Origin of the sequence: Leptolyngbya sp. FACHB-261 (assembly GCF_014696065.1) — a bacterium.
Lineage (GTDB): Bacteria > Cyanobacteriota > Cyanobacteriia > FACHB-261 > FACHB-261 > FACHB-261.
The window spans coordinates 24,774-48,333 of the sequence record NZ_JACJPL010000021.1; the positions used below are offsets into that span (position 1 = coordinate 24,774).

Consider the following 23,560-nt stretch of genomic DNA (forward strand, 5'->3'; position numbering starts at 1 on the left):
CGAGGCGATTAGCGATGATTCATAGACAGTTAAGAACCCCAGTTGTATTTTTGATTTTCAATCGGGCCGACACAACAGAGAAAGTATTCGAGGCTATCCGCCAAGCAGCACCGCCTATGCTCTTAGTGGTTGCTGATGGTCCTCGTCAAGATCGTTTAGGTGAAGCAGAAAGATGTGCTGTTACTCGTGCCATCATTGACCGCGTCGACTGGGATTGTAAAGTCTTAACTAACTACTCTGATATTAATCTGGGTTGCAGGAAACGTGTTTCTAGTGGATTGGCTTGGGCATTTGAAATCGTTGATGAGGCAATCATCCTTGAAGATGACTGCTTACCACATCCTACATTTTTTCAATTCTGCGATGAACTGCTTGAGCGCTATCGGTACGATCAGAGAGTAATGTCTATTGCTGGCACAAACTTTCACTTTGGCAATAGAAAAACCGAATACAGTTATTATCTGTCTCTCTACCATGATTGCTGGGGATGGGCAACATGGAAAAGGGCATGGCAATACTATGATGCTGATATGAAGCTTTGGCCAGAAATGCTACGGAGCAACTTCCTGATCAATAAGCTCCGTAGCTCACGAGCGGCTAAGTATTGGTTTGAGAAGTTTCAGCTAGCATATCAAAATCGTGTAGATAGTTGGTTTTATCGTTGGCTGCTCTCCTGTTGGCTGCAAAGTGGTCTTAGTGTTGTTCCTAGTGTAAATATGGTTTCTAACATCGGCTTTGGTTCAGAAGCGACTCACACCGTTGGTGGTGTAAGCCCTTTTGCAAATATGCAAACAGAAGCGATCAATTTTCCCCTAGAGCACCCATCCTTCATCTTACAGAATGTTGAAGCTGATAACTTTACTCAAAGCTCTAGATTTTACGCTGAGCGACCAGGTTTTTTAGCGCGTTTAAAAACGAAAGTAAAAAAGATATTTTAGAGTAGAAAACAAAGCGGTAGTAATATTGGGTTACAAGTATGCAAAAAGCATTAGAGAGGTTTGTTCTTGCTTGCAGAAATCCCTTGACTGAATACGTCCACTTTCTCATAAACTGGTGGCGTAATCACATCAAAGTCTCTGGCCTTTATCAGGGATATTTCACTTTTATTTCTAGCTCTAAAATTGCTGGCAGCGTGAGGATTTGCGATCATGCAAAGCTATTTAGATGCGAGATTGGAACTTTTACTTACATTGGAAACAATACACATATGTATGAGACTACTATTGGTAAATTTTGTTCTATAGGACCGAATTGCCAATTCGGTTTAGGGATGCATCCTTCGCGAGAATTTGTCTCGAGCCATCCAATCTTCTTCTCAACAGGGAAACAGGTAGGCATAACATTTGCAGACAGGAACTACTTTGAAGAGAAAAAGCCTATTGAAGTAGGAAACGATGTTTGGATCGGTGCTAATGTTACAGTTTTGGACGGTGTGACTATTGCAGATGGTGCAATTATTGCTGCAGGTGCAGTAGTAACGAAAGATGTTCCTCCCTATGCAATTTACGGTGGTATTCCAGCTAAGCTAATTCGCCACAAATTCGAGCAAGAACAAATAGAGTTCTTATTGAATTTCAAGTGGTGGAATCAGGATGAAAAGTGGTTGAAAGATAGGTTTAAAGACTTTCATAATATAGACGAATTCATTCGGCTTCATAAACCTTGCAGTAGCTTCGAAGTGGAAAGTAAAGACAAACTGTTTCTAGAACCTAAACAGAAAAGTTGTTCAGCAGCAAGTGAGGAATCTCAAGATTGTTAACAGGGATCAGTGATTTTGCTAATCAAGAAATTTGGATGCGCTAACGTAAGGTTTTATGAGTGTACAAAGACTGATTGCAACATTACTTAGAGAACCTGGCGTTTACATTAAACGCTGGTTTAGGTGCCATCTAGTTCAGTATAAAAACCCAGGACTAACAATTGGATTTCCTATTGCTTGGCTTTACGATGATCTCAGCGGCATAGAAATTGGTTCTCAAGTTGTTATAGAAGCGTTCTCTGATATTGTTGTCCTGACTAAATCACCTTATAGCAAAGTACCAGGCCGTCTAGTTATCCAGGACCGCGTGCTTATTGGTTCACATTCCAACATTCGGGCCGCAGGAGGAGAAATCTCTATTGGCCGCAACTCTATTTTGGGCCAACAGGTATCATTAATTGCCTCAAATCACAGGATATCTAATGAACAATCCTATCAAGATTTAGAATGGGATGAAATCAAAACAGGTGTTTTTATAGATGAGAATGTATGGCTCGGAGCAAGAGTGACAATTTTACCTGGGTGTTCTATCGGTAAAAACTCAGTAATTGGAGCAGGTAGCGTGGTCACAAAAAATGTGCCTGCCAATGAAGTGTGGGCTGGAATTCCTGCAAAAAAACTTAGAGACGTATCTAGTGGAATTAGATTAACTGCAGATAAGGCTTAGTTGATGTTGAGCGTTGCTCTCACAGATATCTCAAGTGACACAGAATGTTCTTTTCCAAACAGATTTGGAGGTGGAAATGCAAAACCGGCCAATGATTGACATTATATTGCCAAATCTAAACAAGGCAAGATTTATCAAAGATTGTATTTCTTCGCTTAAAGAACAAACTTTTAGCGACTGGCGTTGTGTCGTTATTGATGGGTTCTCTGATGACGGCTCTTGGGAAATTATTCAAGAGTCAGCTTTGCAAGATAAGCGATTCGAGCTACATCAACTGCCTAAGTCCGGCCTATATAATAGCTGGAATTTTGGTTTGTCTAAGGTCAGTAGCCCCTACTTTTGTATTCTAACCAGCGATGATGTCTGGGAAAAAGATTGGTTAGAAACTGCCATTCAAAGTCTTGATGAGCATGAAAGCGCAATATGTGCTGCTGCTCGAACTCGGATTCTTTACGAAGACTCTCAGCCAGGCGGCATATTGTCAAATAATCTAATCGGGGAGCGTTTCTTCATGACTGATAGTACCTCTCCACAACTTAGATGTGGCGTTACTGATAGCGTGGCTCAATACTTTCTTGGTTCCATATATGCCAGTGTTCATTCTGTCGTTCTCAGAAGCAGTATTTTAGAAACAGGTGGACGATTTGCTGAAGATCTTGGAAATGCGGCTGACCAAGATTGGTTTATGAAGATTGGTCTTCATGGTGATGTTGTTTATCACCCTGGAATAGAAGCAATGTGGAGAGTTTATAAAGGTCAAGCTACAGAACTAAAGGAGCAAGAGCAAAAAGGAAAAGCAATTCGGGAGATTCACAGCCGCAATCGGCAGTTGATTGCAGCAAAGCTAGGAGGGTTTGGCAAGGAATTTATAGCCATTGCAGAAGAATACGACAAGCGTTTACTAGAGTATCATTTTGATAGGCCTAATTTCACCAATCTCTTTCTTCAGCCATTAACAGAGTTTCCAAAACTTCTGAGAATCTTCTCTGAAAGCCCAAAAGCATTAATTACAGATTTCTTATGTAAGCTATCGGGTAAGAGCTACTTCCTAGAAGGTAGCTTAGCCGTAGCACGTCTAGCTCATGAATCTATGGAGCGCTCATCCAACTACCTTCAATCTCAAGATCCTGATATTTGCTCAGCCTCATAAAGCTATTCTTATGAATCCTCTGAATATTATTGTTGTTAACGATCACCTACATGTTGCTGGTGGTTCAGATCAGATTGCGCTCTCCAGTGCAATAGCCTTAGCGGATAGAGGATATCAGGTAACAATTTTTTCTGCTGTTGGTCCAGCTATCCCTGAATTGCTTCATCGAGAGAATCTCAGCTTAATCTGTTCTGAACAGCTTCCTATCCTAAAGGATTCTGACAGATTACGAGCTTCTGTCCAAGGGATTTGGAATGCTAAACCAGCTAAAATGCTGGCTGACTTACTACAGACTCTCAGTCCTCATGAAACGGTTATTCATGTCCATTCTTGGACTAAAGCCCTCTCTTCGAGTGTAGTTAGTGTTGCACTTAAGAAAAAATTTAGAGTAGTCTTTACCTTGCATGACTATTTTATTGCCTGTCCAACTGGCTCTTTCTTCAACCATCCTAAACAAACCATTTGCAACTTAAGCCCAATGGGAGTGGCTTGTTTGAAAGAAAATTGTGATTCACGTAGTTATTCACATAAAGCATGGCGGCTAGGTCGGCAATTTGTTCAAGCCGAATTTGGTCTAATCCCCAAAGATGTAAAAAACTTCATTGCCATTTCCAACTATAGCCGCTCAGTCATAGAGCCCTATTTACCTAAAGATGCTGTAATTCACTTAGTTGATAATCCTATTGCAATTGCTCAAGGTGCTCCCGTCAGCGTTCGGAAGAATAATCACTTTGTCTTTGTTGGGCGATTGGCCAAAGAAAAAGGCCCCAATCTGTTTGCTGAGGCAGCTCAAGAGCTTGGCTGCAAAGCTCTCTTTGTTGGAGATGGAGAGTGCCGTCAGCAGATCTCTCAAATTAACCCAACTGCTGAAATTACTGGCTGGGTATCTCAAAGTGAAGTGGCTGGTTATTTAAAACAAGCAAGGGCATTAATCTTTCCGTCTCTCTGGCACGAGACTCAAGGATTAGTCGTCGCTGAAGCAGCTGCAATGGGAGTGCCAGCCATTGTTCCTAATACCTGTGCAGCTAGAGATTTTGTAGTTGATGGGATCACAGGATTTTGGTTCAAAGGTGGCGATTCAGAGGACTTGAGGCAGAAGATAGCTCAGCTCAACGATCCAGAACTTGCCCACAAAATGGGACTAGCTGCTCATGAACGTTATTGGTCAAACCCCGCAACTATTGAGCGGCACGTGGAGCAATTAGAGAAAGTTTATGCCAACATCCTCATCTCTTAGTAAAGCGCTCGAAAAAGGCTAACCATCATTAAGATTCTACAAATGCACGTTTGTCATTTAGTTCAAAATTGTGCTGGAGGTGCTCCTCGCATCGCAGACTTTCTAGTTACAGCTCAATCTAAGGCAGGGTATCAAGTATCTGTCATCATTTTACGAGAGCGTAATCCAGAGTGGAATATATTTAAGGATGCGAACAGCGTAGATGTTCTCAATATTGAAACTACTAATTTAAAGCTTCTAGGATCCAATCTAGCAGGACAAGTTTATTCCGAAGCCCTAAGAACTATCAAGTTGAAAGACGCTCTCCTTAAGTTAAAGCCAGACATTATTGTCGCCCACACTACCAATGTTGCCCGCACACTATACATGGCTTCATTAATTCCTGGCATGCCAAGAATTCCCTATATTGCTTATATACATTCCGACTTGGAGTCTGAAGTCCGAGCAAATCTAAAACTGAATTGGGGCCCGCTAGTGAAGTTGGCTCTTCAATTTAGTATACGAGCACTGAGCCAAGCCGCTGGGTTGGTGTTTGTCTGCCATTCCTTGCAAAAGAGATTGACTCAACTAGGCTTGGTTCACCGAAACTCCATTGTGGCCTATAATCCGTTTGCTCCAAGTGCTCCTCAAGTGGGCTCTGAAACCCCTCTTCATCCTGTGGCTGAAGGCTGGCTGCAGGATCTAGAACGAGTAACCTTCGTTTCAGCTGCTCGCTTCGATCCTCAGAAAGACCACAAAACTCTCCTAAAGGCCTTTGCCCAAGTTATTCAGACATACCCTAATGCTCGGCTGATCCTTCTAGGTGACGGACCACTTTTTGAGCAATCTAAAGATCTCGCTAACACGCTGAATCTTCAAGAAGAGGTTCTCTTTGCGGGACATGTTTCTAATGCTAGAGATTATTTCAGGCGCTGTAGGGCTCTCGTCCTGTGCTCCCATTGGGAGGGTTTACCCCTTGTTCTGGTAGAGGCCATTTCTAGTGGAGTAACTTTTATTGCCAGTGATTGCCCTACAGGTCCGCGTGAGATTTCCGAGATTTTTGAGTGTGGCACCTTATTTCCGCCAGGAGATTCCAAGGCACTTGCTGCGGCATTTAAGGATCACCTCAAATCAAGTACGCCTGTAGCTCTCAACGCAGAGCAGATTGATTTATTTGCTCCCCAAACCTGTGTGAATAAGCTGGATAGCTTGCTCACATCTGTACTAGAAATGACTTGTTAAACAAAGTCTTTATACTTGAGGTTCAAGATTGCTCTGATCCCTACCAACGATTAACAGAAGGTCTACTATATCTATCCTTAGCTATCTAAAAAGTTACACTTCTGTAAACCCAAGCTCTTTTCATGATTTTTCTGACGTTATTGAGATTTCAGCTGCCATGCAAATCTCCGCGTGTTTAGTTTGGGTAGAAAAATTTCCCAAATACATAGATTCTTGTTAATCCTGTGAGTATCTGAATTGTTTTCAGGCCAACTTGAATTACAATATGATTGACAATGTTTGATTGGATCTGTCTGAATCTCGAACTTTAGTTGTCGACAGGGCTCTGCACTACTGCGTAACGAAAAACCTTTACGCTAGCTTTCATACCTTGAGAAACCTAGCGTAAAGCTCCTTCCTTTCAAGTTTAAGTGCCTTTCTCCAGGGAATGAATGTAGGCCAGATAGGGTGCGCTATCTAACGCCGATTACCTTCTAGGCTCAGGAGAGTCGACTAACATGAAGATTGCTCAAATTATTGAAGCCACCGGCGGTGGCACAGGACGGCATGTCTTAGACATAGTAGATGGGCTGCATGCCAGAGGCGGTCATGAGTTGCATCTGCTACACTCTCTTAATAATGCTGATGCGACTTATCGAAATCGATTACAACAACCTCGTCCGTGGTTGCATACAAACGAGGTTGATATGAAACATCCGATCTCGCCTGTAGCAGACGCAGTGGCAGCTTTAAAGCTAGCAGATTATCTCCGGAAAAAAGGACCGTTTGACGCGGTTCACCTCCACAGCTCGAAGGCAGCAGCAGTGGGTGGCCTAGCTGCTCGTCTTGCGGGTGTACCCCAAATCGTGTTTACCCCAAACGCATTTGTCTCAATGGGTAAGTCGGGTTACAAGAAAGCTGCGTTTCAGAAAGTTGAAGGTATTTGTGCTCGCCTATCCCACCGAGTTATTGCAGTATCTCCTGAGGAAAGAAACTACGCTATCTTTAATGGCGTTGCCTCAGCACAACAGGTAATTTTGATCCCAAACTGTATACAACCTCCTGATATCACGCTAGATCGTGAAGACAGAGCACGTCTCAGAGCAGAGTGGGGTATTGGCGAAAATACACGAGTGATTGGCAGTATCGGGCGTTTCATCCTTCAAAAGGATCCTGCTTTGTTCATTGAGACGATTGCTCGTCGAGCAATTCGCTACACTGCCCAAGAAGAAATGTACATAATGGGTGGAACAGGGGATTTAGAAGACGAGGTGAAGAGCTTAATAGCCAGACGAGGGCTTGAGGGCAGGGTCAAATTGATTGGCTTTCGCACCGATATGGATGCAGTTCTTAGTAGTTTGGACATTTTTGTGCTGCACTCTCGATATGAAGGTATGCCATTGACGATTTTAGAAGCGATGGGCCATGCTCTTCCTGTGGTTTCGACTGACGTTCCTGGCGTCTCTGAACCCTTAGAGGAAGGTGGAATTGTAGTTGAGATTGGAAATCCAATTGCATTAGATCATGCTCTTGATAGGCTGGCTGATGCTGATGTACGCAAAACGATGGGGGAACTCAATCGCGCTCGGGTCAAAGCCAGGTACTCTATATCTTTCATGATTGATTGCCTACTAAAGGTGTATGCGGGAACTCAACTTGAGAGTCCTCAAAGAAAAGCTGTGGCCCTCGAAACAATTCCGTAGCTATATTCAGAGCAACGATCGGCCAAGACCAAGCTAGGCTACAAAAAGCCCGTCAGTTTAGCTTGGTCTTGTTTCACCACTATCTGTCGCCTGTTGTTCAGAGTGATAACCAATACTCAGGAGTTGAGCAGTGTCCGAGATGAATTTGGGCGGCAACCGAGCAGCTACATTGGCTGAGCCAAGCTCAGTCAATATCAAGCAACTATTCACCATCCTGCTGCGCAGACGCTTCTGGGTATTAGGAACTTTTAGCGGCATTTTCCTTCTCGCAACTTTACTGACCATGACTGCGAGACCTAAATACCAAAGTTCTATGCAATTGTTAATACAATCTAATCTTTATCGAGATCAACAACCGGGACAGCGGGAAGGCAGCCAATTTACTGATTCTACTCTTCAGGTGGACTATACTGCTCAGCTTAATCTACTACAGAGCTCTAAATTGATCAAACGGGCTGTGGAGATACTCGAACCTGATTATCCTGATATTACCGTCGCGGAGATCAAATCTTCTTTTGTTCTGACACAGCTACAAAGTAGGCTTGGAACTAGTATTGTGCCCAGTCAGATCTTCGATGCTACCTATATTGCTGAAGACCCTGTTAAAGCAGAGAAAGTTTTGCATGCCCTACAGAAGGTTTATCTAGACTACAACTTAGAACAACAAAACCTCCGCCTAGTCAAAGGGCTCTCGTTTATCAATCAGCAGTTGCCAAGAGTAACAGTAGATGTTACGCGGTCTGAGAGAGATTTAGAGGAGTTTCGAAAAAGGCAAGGATTGATTGACCCAAACCAACAATCGCAAATTTTAACTGCATCTCTTAGTAATATTCAAGAGCAACGTGAGACAATTCGTGCTCAATATGAGGGAACTTTTGCCCGCTACAAATCACTACAGCAACAGCTGAACCGTTCATCTCAGACAGCTTTGCTTTCCACTCGCCTCAGCCAGTCTGGGCTCTATCAATCTTTGCTCGGAGAGATTCAGAAGACCGATTTGCTGCTAGCAGAGCAACGTTTGCGTTTCAGCGACAGCCATCCCACCGTCCAAAAGCTACAGAATCAACGACGGAGCCAAATAGCACTTCTCCAACAAGAGGCAAGTCGGGTTCTAGGAGCAGAGCCCACTGAACTGAACGGTATGGCTGATCGCTTACTCTCAGAAGGGCGATTCGGCAGTACGGATCAGAACTTGGCTAACGGACTCATAGAAGCACAAACGGCTCTATCAGATTTGAGAGCTCGTGATCTAAGTTTTGCTCAGCGAGAGCAGCAAATTCGTTCAGAGCTCAGTAGGCTACCTAGCCTGTTAGCAGATTATGATCGTCTGCAGCCAGAGGTGCAATCCAAGCGTAAAACCCTTGACAAGCTTTTAGAGGCCCAGCAGGACTTAGCCCTGCAAATTGCGCAGGGTGGATTTGATTGGCAGGTTGTTGAAGAGCCAGAGATTGGGGCACCGATTGGTCGGGGCCCTCTGCTACCCCTATTTGCAGGAACAGTCATAGGACTAGCACTAGGAATTGCCGCTGCCCTCATCCGGGATATGGCTGACGACTCTATTCATAGCTCAGATGAATTGAAGCAATTGTCTTCATTGCCTGTGTTGGGGATGGCCCCACTTGCCACAGATCTGTCAGCTAACCCTTTGGAAAAGGCTTTACCCGCCAGTAGAAGCCAGAGCTTAGCTGACTCTGCAAACAACGTGGTTCAGTGGCAGCCTTTCCGAGAGGCAATAGATTTGATTTATCAAAATGTTGAACTGTTAGGCTTAAATGCTTCTTCACCACTAAAATCCTTAGTTGTCACCTCAGCTCTAGCGGGTGAGGGCAAATCAACAATAGCCCTAGGTTTAGCAATTAGCGCTACTCGAACACACCGCCGAGTATTGTTAATTGATGCGGATCTGCGTCGTCCGAGCCTGCACAAGCTGCTCAATCTGCCGAATGAGCAAGGGTTGAGTAATCTACTGATCAGTGGTTCCAATGCTTTCCCCATCAATAACGGTATTAAGCCATCGGGAACGCACCTGGACATTTTGACCTCTGGGCCAACCCCAGTGGACCCAGCAAAGTTGTTAAGTTCTCAATGCATGACAGAGCTGATGGCGTCGCTAGAGGAGATGTATGACTTAGTAATCCTGGATGCTCCCCCCGTTTTGGGAATGGTAGATGCTATTCTAGCGGCAAAGTGCTGCAAAGGCACAATATTAGTGGGACGCGTCGGTCAAGTAACGCGAACAGAGCTAACCCAAACTATAACGACGTTAAGCAAACTGAACGTTATTGGCATTGTGGCTAACGGAGCCAATCACTTCACCAAAGATCTCTTAGAGGACAACCAGTCCTTAGTTGAGTGACATAGCTAAAGAAAGTGGCTAGTCAAGTGCCTGTAGATTAAAAGAGGTTCAGAAGATAATTTGAGCAGATGAATGGTTTTTCAGCTTTTGATGGATAAAAGCAAGAATAGTATTCGCCTGACAAAGGCGGCAGGGTTAGCCAAATGAACCAAAATTTGTTCCGTGATAGCTTAAGAACGACCCATAGCCGTATTGTTGCTTTCGGTCTCCTTGTAGGTTTATTTTATTTGCCTGTCTGGGTAGTGAGTCTGCTACAGCAGATTGTTAGAGGCTCCTCTGGCTCTGTACTAACGATTGCAGCTACTTGCTTGGCGGGTCGAGAACTACAGAAAATTTATGCTCAGCTCTCTCCCTCAGTTACTTCTGAGCGGGAGCGATTGTTAGGCCACGCTTTAATTCTAGGCGGGGTATTCATTTTTCCGTTCTGTCGCTTCGCCCTTTGGCCACAAGCTCTTGTTTGGCTAATGATCATGACAGGCATTGCTCTAAGCTCTTGGGGAAAAAGCTTTTTTGAGAAGAATACATTTTTGACTGCTCTCATTGTGCTCAGTGTGTATCCAGATCCTCGTAGCCTTGCTCAAGGACTATGGAATACATTAACTCCTCCTCTTATGTTGGAGAAGCTTATGGCATGGCTTACTGGTTTAGCTCTGCAAGCTATTGGTCAACCAGCTACAGTAGATGGTGTCTACATCATTTTGTCCTCAGGTAGTGTCGAGGTTGCTTGGGGCTGTAATGGTTTTGGCATGGCCTGCTCAATGGCAGGATCTGGTTTACTTCTAGGCCTATTCTTTAAGCAGAAGTGGAGCCAGACCGTGAGCTTAATGGCTGCAGGCATTGTCCTAGCTCTAGTCCTTAATGTTCCCCGCATTATGGTGATGACCTTGGCTGCCGTCTACTGGGGAGAAGAGTCCTTCAAGTTCTGGCATGGACCTTGGGGCGGGCAAATTTTCTCAAGCATTCTATTCACTCTCTACTACTATCTAGTGATTAAAAGGCTCTTGTCTCAACCTTCCTTAAAGTCTCAAGCCTGACATAAAAATTATTAATAGGCAGCGAAACTCCACTACTGAATTTCTTGCTAGGGTAAAGGGTTTTGAGTGGTTAGCGGCTGCTCTCGGAGTCTATCACCCAGTATCATTCTCCTCATTTGCTGAGTCTCTTGGCACTCTAACCACTAGTAATTGTTAGATAAACCACTGTTTGTTGTTTGCTACTTGAAATGGACAAATTTAGAACAGTAGTAATAGCAGAGCTATGCAGGCGCTAGATATCGTGGAGAGGATACAGGGCAACAACTAAAAGGCAAACTCCTCAAGTTAGGTTTTGGAAACCATATGACCATTTCTGCTCAAGGTAACACAGACCTATTTCTAACTTAGTGAGTTTAAAGAGCTCATGAACTTTTGAGCGGCAGCTTTTGTCACAACTCGATGTGTGTAATGATCACTAACAAAGGTAGGCATAGCATTGACGCGCCTGCTTAGACAGCTATGGGTGCATAAGAGCAGTTGATGCCTGGTCAGATTTTGTAATGTACCAACATTCTCTATGGCCAGCACCAACTGTTTTGAACTAGACGAGCACTCTAAATAGGTTCTAACCATGAAACTCAAAACCATTTGCATGAGCACTATGCTCACTGCTGTGATGATTGCAGGGACAACTTTGAGCCGCCAAGAAGCAGCTCAGGCATCGCCACTGGTAATGAATCCGCCAGTAGTGCTAGGCGCTACTCAGAACGATAGTATCTGGGCTAACCTCTTGAATCTTTTTGGCCTGAGCGATCCTTTCAATGGTCAAACGACCACTAATGGGAACGGGGACAAAGCTGCTAGAGACAAGAAAGGCACGACAGGAACGGTGGATATCAATGGTTCAGCTGAGAAGCCAGATATCCAAGTCAAGAACCTCACGCCGAACCCAAAGCCGGTTCCTACCCCTGCGCTACTGCCAGGTCTTATTGGCTTAGGCGTAGTTGCAATGCGCAAGCGCAGAGCTGAGGAGGCAGCAGCTAGTCAGCAATAGCTCTATCGATAACACTACCTACCTGAATTGATAGACAGGGTGAATTATTGGGTGCAGGTTGTGTACTCAATAACTCACCTTTTTTTGAGTCTCTTGCTTGGTATATCTCCTCTGCAACGTTTAGTTTCTCAATGTTTGAGATGTAGAGTCCATTCTTATCAAGATTAGTGCTTAAAAAGCTTACGAATTTCAAAAGCAAGAGATCCTAATCCTGAAATAGCTAGAAAGCCCTGAATACTAAGCTGATGCTTGTTGAAGCTGCAAGATGAAGAGAACAAGGCCTCTATCGCTCTACCCGCTTTAGATCTTGTAGCTTCAACACCCCGTAGCTCTAAAAAGCCACAAAAAGATATTCCATAGGAGATACATGACTGAAGTTAAACGCGCGCTGATCACAGGTATTACGGGTCAGGATGGCTCTTATCTTGCTGAATTATTACTCGGCAAAGGTTATGAGGTCCACGGCATCATCCGCCGTACCTCCACCTTCAACACTGACCGCATTGATCCCATCTATCAAGATCCTCACACCGACGATGCCCGTTTATTTCTGCACTACGGTGACCTCACCGACGGCACCACACTGCGCCGTGTTCTAGAAGAAGTTAAGCCCGTTGAAATCTTCAACCTGGGTGCCCAATCCCATGTCCGGGTCAGCTTCGACTCCCCCGAATACACCGTTGACGCAGTTGGCATGGGAACCCTTCGCCTTCTCGAAGCGGTTCGTGACTATCAACAGCGCACTGGCATCCAGGTTCGGTTCTATCAAGCAGGTTCTTCTGAAATGTTTGGCTTAGTCCAAGCAGTTCCCCAGAGTGAAACCACTCCCTTCTATCCTCGTAGCCCCTATGCCTGCGCCAAAGTTTATGCACACTGGCAAACCATCAACTACCGAGAATCCTACGGGTTGTTCGCTTGCAACGGCATCCTATTCAACCACGAAGGTCCCCGGCGCGGTGAAACATTTGTGACCCGCAAAGTTACTCGGGCGCTCGCTCGTATCATGGCCGGTCAGCAGGACAAACTCTATCTAGGCAACCTTGACGCCAAACGCGACTGGGGCTACGCCAAAGACTATGTTCAAGCCATGTGGTCAATGTTGCAGCAAGAGGAAGCGGATGATTATGTGATCGCGACTGGCGAGACCCATTCTATTCGTGAGTTTTTAGACGTAGCCTTTGGGCTAGTCAATCTGGACTGGCATCAATATGTAGAAATTGACCCTCGCTACTTCCGGCCCGCCGAGGTGGAGTTGCTCTTGGGCGACTCTACTAAAGCCAGAACCAAACTGAACTGGCAGCCCTCGGTCACCTTTGCACAACTAGTCGAGATCATGGTGAACGCCGATCTGCAAGCCTTAGGTCTGCCCCCTGCCACTTCTTCTAGCGAATCAACCGATGTCGCCTTTATCCGTCAGGCTATTGCGATTTGAGCCACCCACTCACTTTTGACCTTTACCCTTGACCACTATGAGTTCAGGTACCCTGGCGCAAAAGCGCATTCTTGTCACGGGCGGATCTGGTTTCCTGGGGCGGCATGTCGTTGCCGCTCTAGCAGCCCTTGGCGCTGACCCTAACAAAATCACTGTCCCCCGCTCCAAAGACTTCGATCTCCGGCAGATGGAGGTTTGCCAGCAGCTTAGCCAGCATCAAGATGTCATCGTGCACTTAGCTGCCCATGTTGGTGGGATCGGCCTCAATCGTCAAAAACCCGCCGAACTGTTCTATGACAACTTGATGATGGGCACCCAGCTCATTCACGCTGCTCATCAAGCGGAAGTCGAGAAGTTCGTCTGTGTCGGCACGATCTGTGCCTACCCTAAATTTGTCTCTGTTCCTTTTCAGGAAGATGACCTCTGGGCTGGTTATCCTGAGGAAACTAACGCGCCCTATGGCATCGCCAAAAAAGCGCTGCTGGTTCAATTGCAAGCCTATCGCCAGCAGTATGGTTTTAACGGGGTTTACCTCCTGCCTGTCAATCTTTACGGTCCTTGGGATAACTTTGATCCCAACAGTTCTCATGTCATTCCTGCCTTGATTCGTAAGATCTATGAGGCCCAGCAACAGGGGCTCAAGCAACTCCCAGTTTGGGGTGATGGCAGCCCAACCCGCGAATTTCTCTACGTTGAAGATGCTGCTCGCGGCATTGCTCTGGCCGCACTCAACTACAACCAATCCGAGCCAGTTAATCTAGGTACAGGCAGCGAAATCTCAATCCGAGATTTAGTGAATTCGATTAGTGAGCTAATGGGCTTTGAAGGTGAGATTGCCTGGGAAATCAACCAACCCAACGGTCAGCCTCGGCGTTGCCTTGACACCCGCCGAGCCAAGGAATTCTTTGGCTTCTCTGCCGAAGTCAGCCTGCAAGAAGGGTTAGAGCGAACCATCGATTGGTACCGCCAACATGCAACTCCGTTGAAATAGATCACGGAGTTTAAGTGGGGTCTTCAAGCTAGGGCCGCGCTTCCTCAGTGGCCCTTCTCCTAGCAGAATGGCTAACTCTTTAGCCTCTCAGCCTCTACCCGAAGGAGCTCGGCCCTTCGGGTAGAGGTTATTATTCTTGGTGACCTAGCCTAGATTCAACCTCACAAGGTAGCTAGTAGGTATCACTGAACAGCGAGCAAGGGTTACCAGGTAGCCGTTAAGCCCTACTCAGTCCTTGATAAATTTGACGGTGCAGGGGATAAGAGCCACGAGGTTGCTCCTAAGCTCTACTTGCTAACCAGTAAGCGCTAATAGCTGTGCCGTCACGACCCCACCAGGCAGACTGCAAGCGCTACGTGGCAGTCACTCAGGGTTACTAGGTGAGGTAAGAGCTACGAGGTAGCCATTCAGCGTTACTGGGCAACCGGCAAGGACTATGAGCCCGTCGTTCAGACTCATCTAGAAACCCGTAGCTGTCACCCCCTAAAACTCCCCAAAAACCGCCAAAATAACTCCAGCAAAAACACCGATAAAAATCAGCAAAATCGCGAAAGCAACTACAAACTTCCAGAGTTTTGCTGAGCCTGCTGAAACGAGAGCTTCATTATGCTGGGTAGTATAGTTTTGCTGGATAGAGAATTTTATGTCACGTCAGAAACGCACCTCCAAAGTCCTCGAAAGAGCTGAGCGTCGGGCCTCTGGTCTCGTCACTATTGGGACCAACTTAGACCTGGGTAACGCGCTTACCCTAAGCTCTTTTCGTGACCTCATTGAACAGATGCGCGCTAAGCAAGAAGCCTACAACTCCACCCTGTCTCTCATCGACTCTACCTATGTCGAAATGATGGATTTAGAGAAAACCTTGGGCGATTGGACTGAGAAAATGCTGTATGGCGTCGCCTGCAAATATGGCAAAGATAGCCGCGAATACGAGATGGCCGGTGGTGTACGCAAGAGCGTTCAGCTCAAGCGACGGTCCACGAGCAGAATTAAGTCCGGAACAGTAACCTAGGTAAGTCTAGAATCAGCCAACCTTTTGCGAAAGTTGCTAAGCACCTCGGAGCTAAAGTCTAGAGCTACACAAGCCAAGCTTGTAAAAATGGGCTTGGCTTGTGTAGATACATTAGCTTTAACTTTAGCTAGACTTCGAGGTCAGACTTTAAGGTGAGGTTGGCGGTGGTTCATGGGGAACGGAGTAAAGGCGATCGGTTTTAGGCCAGGGCTCAGTGACAAAGCCAGTGCAGACGTCATGGCTAACGCCGGGATGGGTTGCAGCGGCGATGACTTCTAAGGGTAATTTTGGAACCCGATCGGCATAGAGAAGTCCATTCGCTTCCTGAAAGGTATCAGTGAACTGGGTATAGCAGAAGCCGCTAAAGATTTCTAGTTCGTTGACCACCTTCAGCAGGTCGGTGTACCGCAATTCTAATTCCGAGAGATTGGAACTGCGAACATAACCCCAGGCTCGATCGCCCTCCAGATTTTTCTCAGGGGTATAAGCAATACCACCAAACTCAGTCAGCATGATCGGCTGGCCTTGATGGGGATAGTTATCAAGGGTCAACACCCGTCCACCGGGACGCTGGCGCTCGAATAAATCCGCAAGCTTCATCTCCCCGTAACGCTTAAACAGCCGGGTTGGATTATTGTCGTAATCGTGAATCGCCAGAATGTCTGTGTTGGTGCTCTCCCAACCGTCGTTACCAATCACTGGACGGTCTGGGTCCAGAGTTTTGGTCAGATGATAGACGGCTTGAACATAGTTTTGGTGGGCAGTTGCTTCGGTTAGATTGGGCACGCCCCAAGATTCATTAAAGGGCACCCAAGCCACAATGCAGGGATGGCTCTGGTCGCGCTGGATAACCTCAGTCCACTCGTGGATTAGGCGCTCAACAGCTTTGGGCGTAAAGCGGTAGGCGCTGGGCATCTCCTCCCAAACCATTAAGCCCATCACATCAGCCCAGTACAAAAATCGAGGATCCTCAATTTTTTGGTGCTTACGCACACCGTTGAATCCCATACACTTGATCAGCCTGATATCGTGCTTTAACGCCTCGTCTGAAGGCGGGGTCATCAGCGTGTCGGGCCAATAGCCTTGGTCCAACACCAGGCGCAAATAGTAGGGCCGCCCATTGAGCATAAAGCGGTCACGCTGGATCGAGACGCAGCGCATGGCGGTGTAGGACCTGACAATGTTGAGCAGTTTGTCCCCTGACCACAGTTGGAGTTCAGCATCAATGAGGGTCGGTTTCTCAGGGCTCCACAGCAATTCGTTGCGGTAGTCATCAATGCCAGGATCAGACAGGGCGATGCGGCGATGCACTTCCTGGTTGAGCACCTGGTAAGTATCGTTAGCCAGCAACTTACCTTCAACGCTCAATTTCACATTGAGTTGCAAGTTGTCCTGTGGGTTTCCAGCCACAAACGCCTCAAAGCCAATCTCCCAACGCTCGAAGTGTGGTGTCCAGGTTAAGTGGTGAATGTAAGTAGGAGGAACGCGCTCTGCCCAGACTGTTTGCCAGATGCCAGTAGTGCGAGGATACCAGAGGCTATGGGACTTCAGTTGCCAGTCCTGCTTACCTCGTGGTTTTGCCAAATCGCAAGGGTCATCCTCAGCCCAAACCGTGACCCGCTGCGGTCTGTCTGGATGCAGAACACTGGTAATGTCCAATGTGAACGGGGTATGGCCCCCCTCATGGTCTGCTAGCAATTGGCCATTGACCCAGACTCGTGCCCGATAGTCTACCGCTCCAAAATGGAGCAGCACGCGGCCTTCTCCCTGAGGCGCCTCGAATTCGCGCTCATACCAGCAGTTGGGGTGAAAGCCAAGATCGCCGATGCCGCTACGCACAGATTCTGGTGCGAACGGAACTTCAATGGTGTGAGTCCAAGTCGTAATATCCTTGGGTTGGCTGAATCGTCCCTCGTCGTCGAAGGCAAATTTCCAAGGTCCATTCAGGCAAATCCAATTAGGACGTTGCAACTGAGGACGCGGATAGGTCATGTCAGGCAGCATCAACGAAGGCTCCTGTAAGGCTCCCTAAACAAACTTTGGTCAATGCCTGCTTTTGGTCAGATCATTTTTGGTCAAGCCATGCCGTGTTTGGTGCCACTGCCAGGCGTGAGCCAGAATGGTTTCTAGATCTGCATACTCAGGCTGCCAACCCAGCAAACGTTGGGCCTTCCCACTGCTGCCGACCAGCATGGGCGGATCACCGGGGCGGCGCTCAGCCAAGGTGGCAGGAATCGGTGCGCCGGTGACGGCACGGGCCACTGCAATCACTTCTTGGACCGAGAAACCCAAGCCGTTGCCTAGGTTAAACACCTCGGTACTGCCGCCCTTGAGTAGGTACTCCAGTCCCTGCACATGAGCTTGGGCCAGATCGGTAACGTGAATATAGTCCCGCACGCAGGTGCCGTCGCGGGTAGCGTAATCATCGCCAAAGACAGCTATGCTTTCCCGTTGTCCTAAGGCTGTCATTAGCACTAGGGGAATCAAGTGGGTTTCTGGCTCGTGATCTTCACCCAGGCGGCCCTGTGGGTCGGCTCCTGCTGCATTGAAGTAGCGAAAACGAACCGAGCGCAGGCCATAAGCTCGGTCAAAATCGCTGAGGATTTGCTCCACCATCAGCTTACTTCTGCCGTAAGGGCTAATGGGATTTTGTGGGTGATCTTCAGGGATGGGAATTTGCTCTGGCTCGCCGTAGATAGCGCAGGTTGAGGAGAAAACAAAATTTTTGATTCCAGCCTGAACCATCGCCTCCAAAAGAGTCAATGTACCTACCACATTGTTGCGATAGTATTTGCTCGGCTGCGTCACTGATTCACCCACGAAGGTGTAGGCAGCAAAATGCATCACAGCAGCGAAATTGCGGCTTTGAAAAAGCTGATCTAGTAGTGCTCGATCGCCAGTATCCCCTTGGACAAGCTCCACTTTGAGCACAGTCTCGACTAAGTCGCGATGACCATACACCAAGTTGTCTAGGATGACGACCTCATAACCTGCATTCTGCAAAGCCAAAACAGCGTGAGAGCCAATGTAGCCCGCACCGCCTGTCACCAAAATAGAATTTGCCATCGCCGACTGAAGCCCCCTAATGGCTCGGCAAGAAGATTGCACCGAGTCCCCCACCTATACTTCCCTTAAGAGGGAAACTCATTGGCGAAATTCAACAGAGCAGCGCCGAACCTTTGCTACGTAGCAAGAGGCTATCCGGTTTCTGAACGATTTTGTATCTATCGAATGAATGAATGACTCTATCTTGTGTTGTTTGTAACAGGCATCTCGGAAGTCAATCTACCAAGAGAACGATGGATCTGCTGGGGCAAAAGTATTTCATGGGGGCTGAACTGGCAATCCTGCTCGTTAAGTTGTGTAGACCAAGAATGTTTGAGGTTTAATAAATTCCCAGCTCAAATTTGTCCAGCTGAAAGCTGGGAATCAAATCAAAGCTTAACAAAGCTTTTAAACTTAATTTTTAGCAAAGCAACTAGCAAAATTTTTAGGACCATCGTCTCGTCCGAGTCTCTAACCCATGCTAGAAATCACCTTAGTCACGACAACAGCTCAAGCTGCCCAAGCTACTGGGATTGATCAGACTTTTGCCGAGTTGTATCGAATGCTCGAAGAACTTGAGCAACAGGTCAAACAGTGTAGTCTAAGCAATTCTGCTCAGCTGAGTTCAAAATTGCATTCAGTCGCGGCAGAAGCTAGACAAGAGCCATAAGCAGAAAAGCTCCCTGCTAGGCCCAGCCTCGCCTCTACCATGGCACTCATAATCTTGGCCCGATAAGACCTCACCATCATCAATTTCGGTCTTTGAGTGAGTTGTCAATCCTCTGGCACGATCATTTCTGCACACCAATCATTTTCTTGCCAGTTGTCTGGGCCAGCAGTTGGCAATATCTTGCTGCGGTTGAGGGTATGGCTCCATCAAATAGATCTGATGCTTGGCTTAAGTCTGTCTTAGTTCCGGCTGAACTTTCCTGGATCAAGGACAGGTAGTCGATGTAACCACTACGGCAATTGACTCTGAGCTTCTTATAACCCCTAACTCCATCTTCGTAGGAGTTCAGCAGTCGAAACTCATATCCCTCCTCGCCTAGTTGGGTTACGGAGGTAATGTCGAGGTACTCCTGCCATCCTGGTGAGCCCGATTTCTTGCCGTATCTGGTGATGAATCGCCACTCTTGGCTCTGTTGTTGCGCGTAGGCAAGATTGCGCTCATACTCGCCCACCTTTTTCTGCGCTATGGCATGGTGAGCACTGGCTTGCGGCACAGCCCGCATTAATCTAACTGCCTCCTGCCACTGACGCGCAACTGCGTGCCACTCTCCTTTAGAAGTTGCAGATTGAGTTTCCTGAGCAGCCTGCATGGCTTGACTCACCGCTTTGGGAAAGGGATCAATCTGCGATGGGACGGAGTGAGATGAGACTGACGCTGGAGTCGAAGTAGAGCAGCTTGTAATCAGGGTTAGAGAGGCAAGTGCTCCAACCAAGTAGCGGCTCATTAGACTAGGTATTTTTTCTGCATCTTTGCACATAGGGCTTGGGCAAAGTCAGAGGGGGCATTTCTAGAGTTCCCATCACAACATTGCCAGCAACGCACTTAAAGTTTCTTTAGATTTTTTCCTTTTATTCACTTACAAAAGAAAACGAGTCCACTATCTTTTGAAAGGCTCCCTGGTAGATAGCATCATTGTCACCATAGTTAGTTTTTGCAAGAGCAATAACGATGATGTTAGAACCAGCGAGGTTAGAAAAAACAACCTGCTCATCCTCGTATAGGCCAGTAGACTGAAAGGAAATTGCAGGTTGCCCTGCAACTGTCGTGCCCTTGAACTCGCGGGGACTCGCGAACTGATTACTTTGCTCGACCCAGCTCTGTAATGGCAATTGCTGAGCATTGCTGTGTACAGTTATGTTTACATTGGCTGGATATTCTGTTCCTCCCTCGTATGCCCCAGAGCGAATTTTTTGAGCGTGCTTATGGGTCCAGATTTCAACTGCGGATAGCAAGGAGGTTTTGGAATTAGGAGGCACATCTGTGGTGTCGTCCACCACTACATCTTGGCTAGGGTAGCTGAACTGGAAGCCAAAACGAGGGCTCCGGTACTCGGCTTGCCCCTGGATAGTAGGTTCTGGGGTAGACAAGACAGATGGAGAGGGGGATGCCTCTACAGCTAGGCTAGAGTTTGTTGGAGAAGAACTCGCTAGGGGTGGTGATTCAGCCTGACAAGCGACGCCTGTCACTGCGATCAAACCTAGTGCTACTGAGTAGTTAGCCCAGCTCCTCAAATACTTGCAGCGAGTGATAATAGCTCTTCTCCTCAACTTGGCTAGATGACTGCAGTCTCAACCGAATTCAACCCTTGAATGCTTAGAATTAAGCACCGACCTAGATCGGGAAGTAATCTAGGTTAAGGCAGTTCGAAGCGAGCCTACCGCTCAAACTACTAGGATAGACGAGCACTCGTTGGTGTTGTTCCCGAGTTATGACCATCTAGGGGCTCAGTCATTAGCAAGCCGTGAGTATCTTCTAAGTAAACACATTGACTGCAACGGATTGCAAACAGATGCTTCAATCAACAGTTGGCTTTCAACTGGGCGAAAAAGAGTACAGGAGGTGGAGTTGAGTTTTTTCTTGCCGCCGTCATTACCACGGTGAGAGCAGTGACCTTCTAACTCAATGCAAACACAGAGCCTTTTGCCTAGCTACTAAGCTGAGTTCAGCAATAACAACGAATGTCTTCATCACACTTGTCTGCAAGATAGCAGAGTGCTCGGAAGCGTAAGCTCACGACTTCTTCGTAAAGTGGATTCAACTTGCAGAGCGGAGGGATGTGACCAACCTTGCGGTTGAGCAGATAAAGCTCCCGCTCGAAGGGGCACTGCGTAGGAATGGCTCGACAGAGTAAATGGGCCATTGAAGCATTTTGGATTTCCAAACCGTTTAACCATTGACGGGCTGGCTGTAGCCAATCAAATCGTCTAGTTCTAGTCTCTGCGTGAGCGTTCTTGATCTGCTGTTTGTCCCCTGTTAACTCCAACATTTCAATCTCCAAACAACCTCTATGCAGTAGTCTATCTATAAACCACCGCAATGTCAGTAAGCCTCAAATATAAGTTGTTTTTATGATATATAATTTCTGCTTAACTCTCACGCGTTCACGAGGGTATGCATCCCTAGCCGCTCGTGGTGCTTGTTTCCTGCTTCCGTTAGAAAATGACCTTCAAGTGGAGAACAACAAAAACAGAGATTCTGTGACTGTGAAACCCAAATCATGATTCTAGAAGTTGCCATCCTTGATGTTAGACCTAATATGACTGCTGAATTTGAGGAGGCTTTCTCAACAGCTGCCACTATTATCAGTTCCAGCCCAGGTTACATCTCGCATGAACTTCAACGGTGCCTGGAAACTACAAATCGTTATATCTTGTTAGTGCGCTGGCAGACTTTAGAAGCTCATACTGTTGGGTTTCGAAAGTCGTCGGCATATCAGGAGTGGCGCCGGTTGCTACATCACTTCTACGAGCCATTCCCAACCGTGGAGCACTATGAGATTGTTTCGCTAAAATGAACTGCTTTGTGAGGCTAAGATAATCAATCGGAAAAGTAATTAATTAGAAAAACCAAAAAACATGACAGTGTTTGTGGAAACGGAGCGTTTGCTCCTACGTCAGTTTACAGTTGATGATGTAGATCATCTATTTGAGCTAGATAGCGATCCTGATGTTATCCGCTTCACTCCTAATGCCGGGCAGTTGCCAGACCGCGTAGCTATCCAGACTCAAGTTCTTCCTAAATTTCTGGCCTATTACAAGAAATATGAAGGTTACGGGGTTTGGGCCGCAGTCGAAAAATCAAGTCAGCAATTTATCGGCTGGTTTTTCTTAAGACCTGCAATAGATGCACCTTACTTTGACCCTACATTAGCGAATCCTAGTGATACTGAGTTGGGGTATCGCTTGCGAAAGACCGCTTGGGGGAAAGGTTATGCAACAGAGGGAGTTCAATCGCTTCTTCTTAAAGGGTTCTCCGAGTTTGAGATGCAGCGTGTTGCTGCAGTTGCCTTATCTGCAAATCTAGCTTCCCTACGAGTTCTAGAGAAAGTCGGCTTGAAACTTCAGGCAAGACTGTTTTACGAAGCATTGGGCCAGGAGGTCATGGTGTATGCCCTGGCTAAGGACGAGTTCAGTTTAGGAAGTGGCTCTACGGCCGTCAAACCCCTATAAGTGCAGACTCTTGCACCGTCACCCAGGGCACAGGCAGAGGGCGCAGACACTAGCAACATCAGCTCAAGGCCTTTGCACTACCACTAGCTTTCAAACTAGCCGCCTGAACGTCATGAAGTCGCTCTCAAAAGCATGGCTTCTATAGATCTGTATAGAGCAGCCTTGGCTCGTACAGGCTTGGCCTGCACTGTTACTTTACTGTTACTTTTCGCTACTGGTTCCCCTTACTTCACCTGCTTGATTGCCTCATTTCATCAGCAGTAGGAGAGTTGGTGCGAAGAGCTAGTACTGAAGAGCTGGCTCTTCAGTACCAATGCGGGCTCAAGACACGACTCTAATAGCTATCTCTGTCACTTCAATCTTTCATATATCTAAGGGAATAGGCTCTATAAATTTGCTTTGTGACCATCAACACGAAGCTTTCAACCCCAATTTATACCTATGTAAATGGGCACAGATTCAAGTACGAAGGCCGCTACTTGTACATTTGCTAAAAATAATTAACTGGTGGTTTTCAAGCTTGAAAACTTCGCCTAGACTTACTTCTCAAAGCAATCCACCGAAACGTAGCTGTCTTCTTTAAAATCGGCTCTTACCTGAGAGCTTGAAGACCTGTGTGCTTCACCGCAGGCTCAAGTTCTCACATCTCAGTCTGTGAGGTGGATTGCTTTTGATTCGCTGTCTCAACGAGGAGAGTCTCGATGACAATCAGTCCTCAGGAGCGGGAGGCGAAGGTCAGAGTAGTCGTCGATAACGACCCGGTCCCCACATCATTCGACAAGTGGGCCAAACCAGGACACT

Annotated in this window: 21 protein-coding genes; 16 read left to right on the top strand and 5 right to left on the bottom strand. The window is 46.8% G+C overall.

Annotation, left to right across the window (positions count from 1 at the left end; translation table 11 throughout):
- The first annotated feature begins 14 nt into the window (after positions 1–14).
- From H6F94_RS12865 to H6F94_RS12925, 13 genes are all read left to right on the top strand, one after another.
- Complete coding sequence (locus H6F94_RS12865) at positions 15–938, top strand: glycosyltransferase family 2 protein (RefSeq protein WP_190802642.1); 924 nt, start codon at positions 15–17, stop codon at positions 936–938.
- Between the two features lie 38 nt (positions 939–976).
- Positions 977–1,759: a CatB-related O-acetyltransferase gene (locus H6F94_RS12870; RefSeq protein WP_242041171.1), complete on the top strand. Its 783-nt coding sequence runs from the start codon at positions 977–979 to the stop codon at positions 1,757–1,759.
- A gap of 55 nt (positions 1,760–1,814) precedes the next feature.
- Entirely contained in the window at positions 1,815–2,426 is a 612-nt protein-coding gene (locus tag H6F94_RS12875; RefSeq protein ID WP_190802643.1) for an acyltransferase, read from the top strand.
- Between the two features lie 76 nt (positions 2,427–2,502).
- Entirely contained in the window at positions 2,503–3,576 is a 1,074-nt protein-coding gene (locus tag H6F94_RS12880; protein ID WP_190802644.1) for a glycosyltransferase family 2 protein, read from the top strand.
- A gap of 10 nt (positions 3,577–3,586) precedes the next feature.
- Positions 3,587–4,813 carry a glycosyltransferase family 4 protein gene (locus H6F94_RS12885; RefSeq protein ID WP_190802645.1) on the top strand — a complete coding sequence of 409 codons (1,227 nt, stop codon included), beginning with the start codon at positions 3,587–3,589 and terminating at the stop codon, positions 4,811–4,813.
- A 42-nt stretch (positions 4,814–4,855) separates the two neighbouring features.
- Entirely contained in the window at positions 4,856–6,034 is a 1,179-nt protein-coding gene (locus H6F94_RS32955) for a glycosyltransferase (RefSeq protein WP_190802646.1), read from the top strand.
- Positions 6,035–6,531: 497 nt separating this feature from the next.
- Positions 6,532–7,716, top strand: coding sequence for a glycosyltransferase (locus tag H6F94_RS12895; protein WP_190802647.1), 1,185 nt, complete (start codon positions 6,532–6,534; stop codon positions 7,714–7,716).
- A gap of 139 nt (positions 7,717–7,855) precedes the next feature.
- On the top strand, positions 7,856–10,072 hold the full coding sequence (locus H6F94_RS12900) for a GumC family protein (RefSeq protein ID WP_190802665.1): 2,217 nt from the start codon (positions 7,856–7,858) through the stop codon (positions 10,070–10,072).
- A 143-nt stretch (positions 10,073–10,215) separates the two neighbouring features.
- On the top strand, positions 10,216–11,106 hold the full coding sequence (gene crtC, locus H6F94_RS12905) for a cyanoexosortase C (protein WP_190802648.1): 891 nt from the start codon (positions 10,216–10,218) through the stop codon (positions 11,104–11,106).
- 571 nt (positions 11,107–11,677) lie between these two features.
- The gene (locus H6F94_RS12910; RefSeq protein ID WP_190802649.1) at positions 11,678–12,100 is read left to right on the top strand and encodes a PTPA-CTERM sorting domain-containing protein; all 423 of its coding nucleotides are present in this window, start codon (positions 11,678–11,680) and stop codon (positions 12,098–12,100) included.
- A gap of 367 nt (positions 12,101–12,467) precedes the next feature.
- Complete coding sequence (gene gmd / locus H6F94_RS12915; protein ID WP_190802650.1) at positions 12,468–13,532, top strand: GDP-mannose 4,6-dehydratase; 1,065 nt, start codon at positions 12,468–12,470, stop codon at positions 13,530–13,532.
- A gap of 37 nt (positions 13,533–13,569) precedes the next feature.
- Complete coding sequence (locus H6F94_RS12920; protein WP_190802651.1) at positions 13,570–14,523, top strand: GDP-L-fucose synthase family protein; 954 nt, start codon at positions 13,570–13,572, stop codon at positions 14,521–14,523.
- A gap of 643 nt (positions 14,524–15,166) precedes the next feature.
- Positions 15,167–15,535 carry a hypothetical protein gene (locus H6F94_RS12925; RefSeq protein WP_190802652.1) on the top strand — a complete coding sequence of 123 codons (369 nt, stop codon included), beginning with the start codon at positions 15,167–15,169 and terminating at the stop codon, positions 15,533–15,535.
- Positions 15,536–15,682: 147 nt separating this feature from the next.
- Here the strand turns inward: H6F94_RS12925 and H6F94_RS12930 are convergent, their stop codons facing one another.
- Both H6F94_RS12930 and galE read right to left on the bottom strand, forming a co-directional pair.
- Entirely contained in the window at positions 15,683–17,539 is a 1,857-nt protein-coding gene (locus H6F94_RS12930; RefSeq protein ID WP_190802653.1) for a glycoside hydrolase family 2 protein, read from the bottom strand.
- 39 nt (positions 17,540–17,578) lie between these two features.
- Positions 17,579–18,601 carry a UDP-glucose 4-epimerase GalE gene (gene galE, locus H6F94_RS12935; RefSeq protein ID WP_190802654.1) on the bottom strand — a complete coding sequence of 341 codons (1,023 nt, stop codon included), beginning with the start codon at positions 18,599–18,601 and terminating at the stop codon, positions 17,579–17,581.
- A 457-nt stretch (positions 18,602–19,058) separates the two neighbouring features.
- Between galE and H6F94_RS12940 the strand changes: the two genes are divergently transcribed.
- Entirely contained in the window at positions 19,059–19,250 is a 192-nt protein-coding gene (locus tag H6F94_RS12940; protein WP_190802655.1) for a hypothetical protein, read from the top strand.
- Positions 19,251–19,371: 121 nt separating this feature from the next.
- Here H6F94_RS12940 and H6F94_RS12945 read toward each other — a convergent pair whose 3' ends face one another.
- From H6F94_RS12945 to H6F94_RS12955, 3 genes are all read right to left on the bottom strand, one after another.
- The gene (locus H6F94_RS12945) at positions 19,372–19,911 is read right to left on the bottom strand and encodes a hypothetical protein (RefSeq protein ID WP_190802656.1); all 540 of its coding nucleotides are present in this window, start codon (positions 19,909–19,911) and stop codon (positions 19,372–19,374) included.
- A gap of 247 nt (positions 19,912–20,158) precedes the next feature.
- Complete coding sequence (locus H6F94_RS12950; RefSeq protein WP_199320392.1) at positions 20,159–20,677, bottom strand: hypothetical protein; 519 nt, start codon at positions 20,675–20,677, stop codon at positions 20,159–20,161.
- A gap of 575 nt (positions 20,678–21,252) precedes the next feature.
- Entirely contained in the window at positions 21,253–21,576 is a 324-nt protein-coding gene (locus tag H6F94_RS12955; protein ID WP_190802657.1) for a Mo-dependent nitrogenase C-terminal domain-containing protein, read from the bottom strand.
- Positions 21,577–21,807: 231 nt separating this feature from the next.
- Between H6F94_RS12955 and H6F94_RS12960 the strand changes: the two genes are divergently transcribed.
- Together H6F94_RS12960 and H6F94_RS12965 are read left to right on the top strand one after the other, a co-directional pair.
- Positions 21,808–22,104: an antibiotic biosynthesis monooxygenase family protein gene (locus tag H6F94_RS12960; RefSeq protein WP_190802658.1), complete on the top strand. Its 297-nt coding sequence runs from the start codon at positions 21,808–21,810 to the stop codon at positions 22,102–22,104.
- 61 nt (positions 22,105–22,165) lie between these two features.
- Entirely contained in the window at positions 22,166–22,759 is a 594-nt protein-coding gene (locus H6F94_RS12965) for a GNAT family N-acetyltransferase (protein ID WP_190802659.1), read from the top strand.
- The last annotated feature ends 801 nt before the right edge of the window (positions 22,760–23,560 follow it).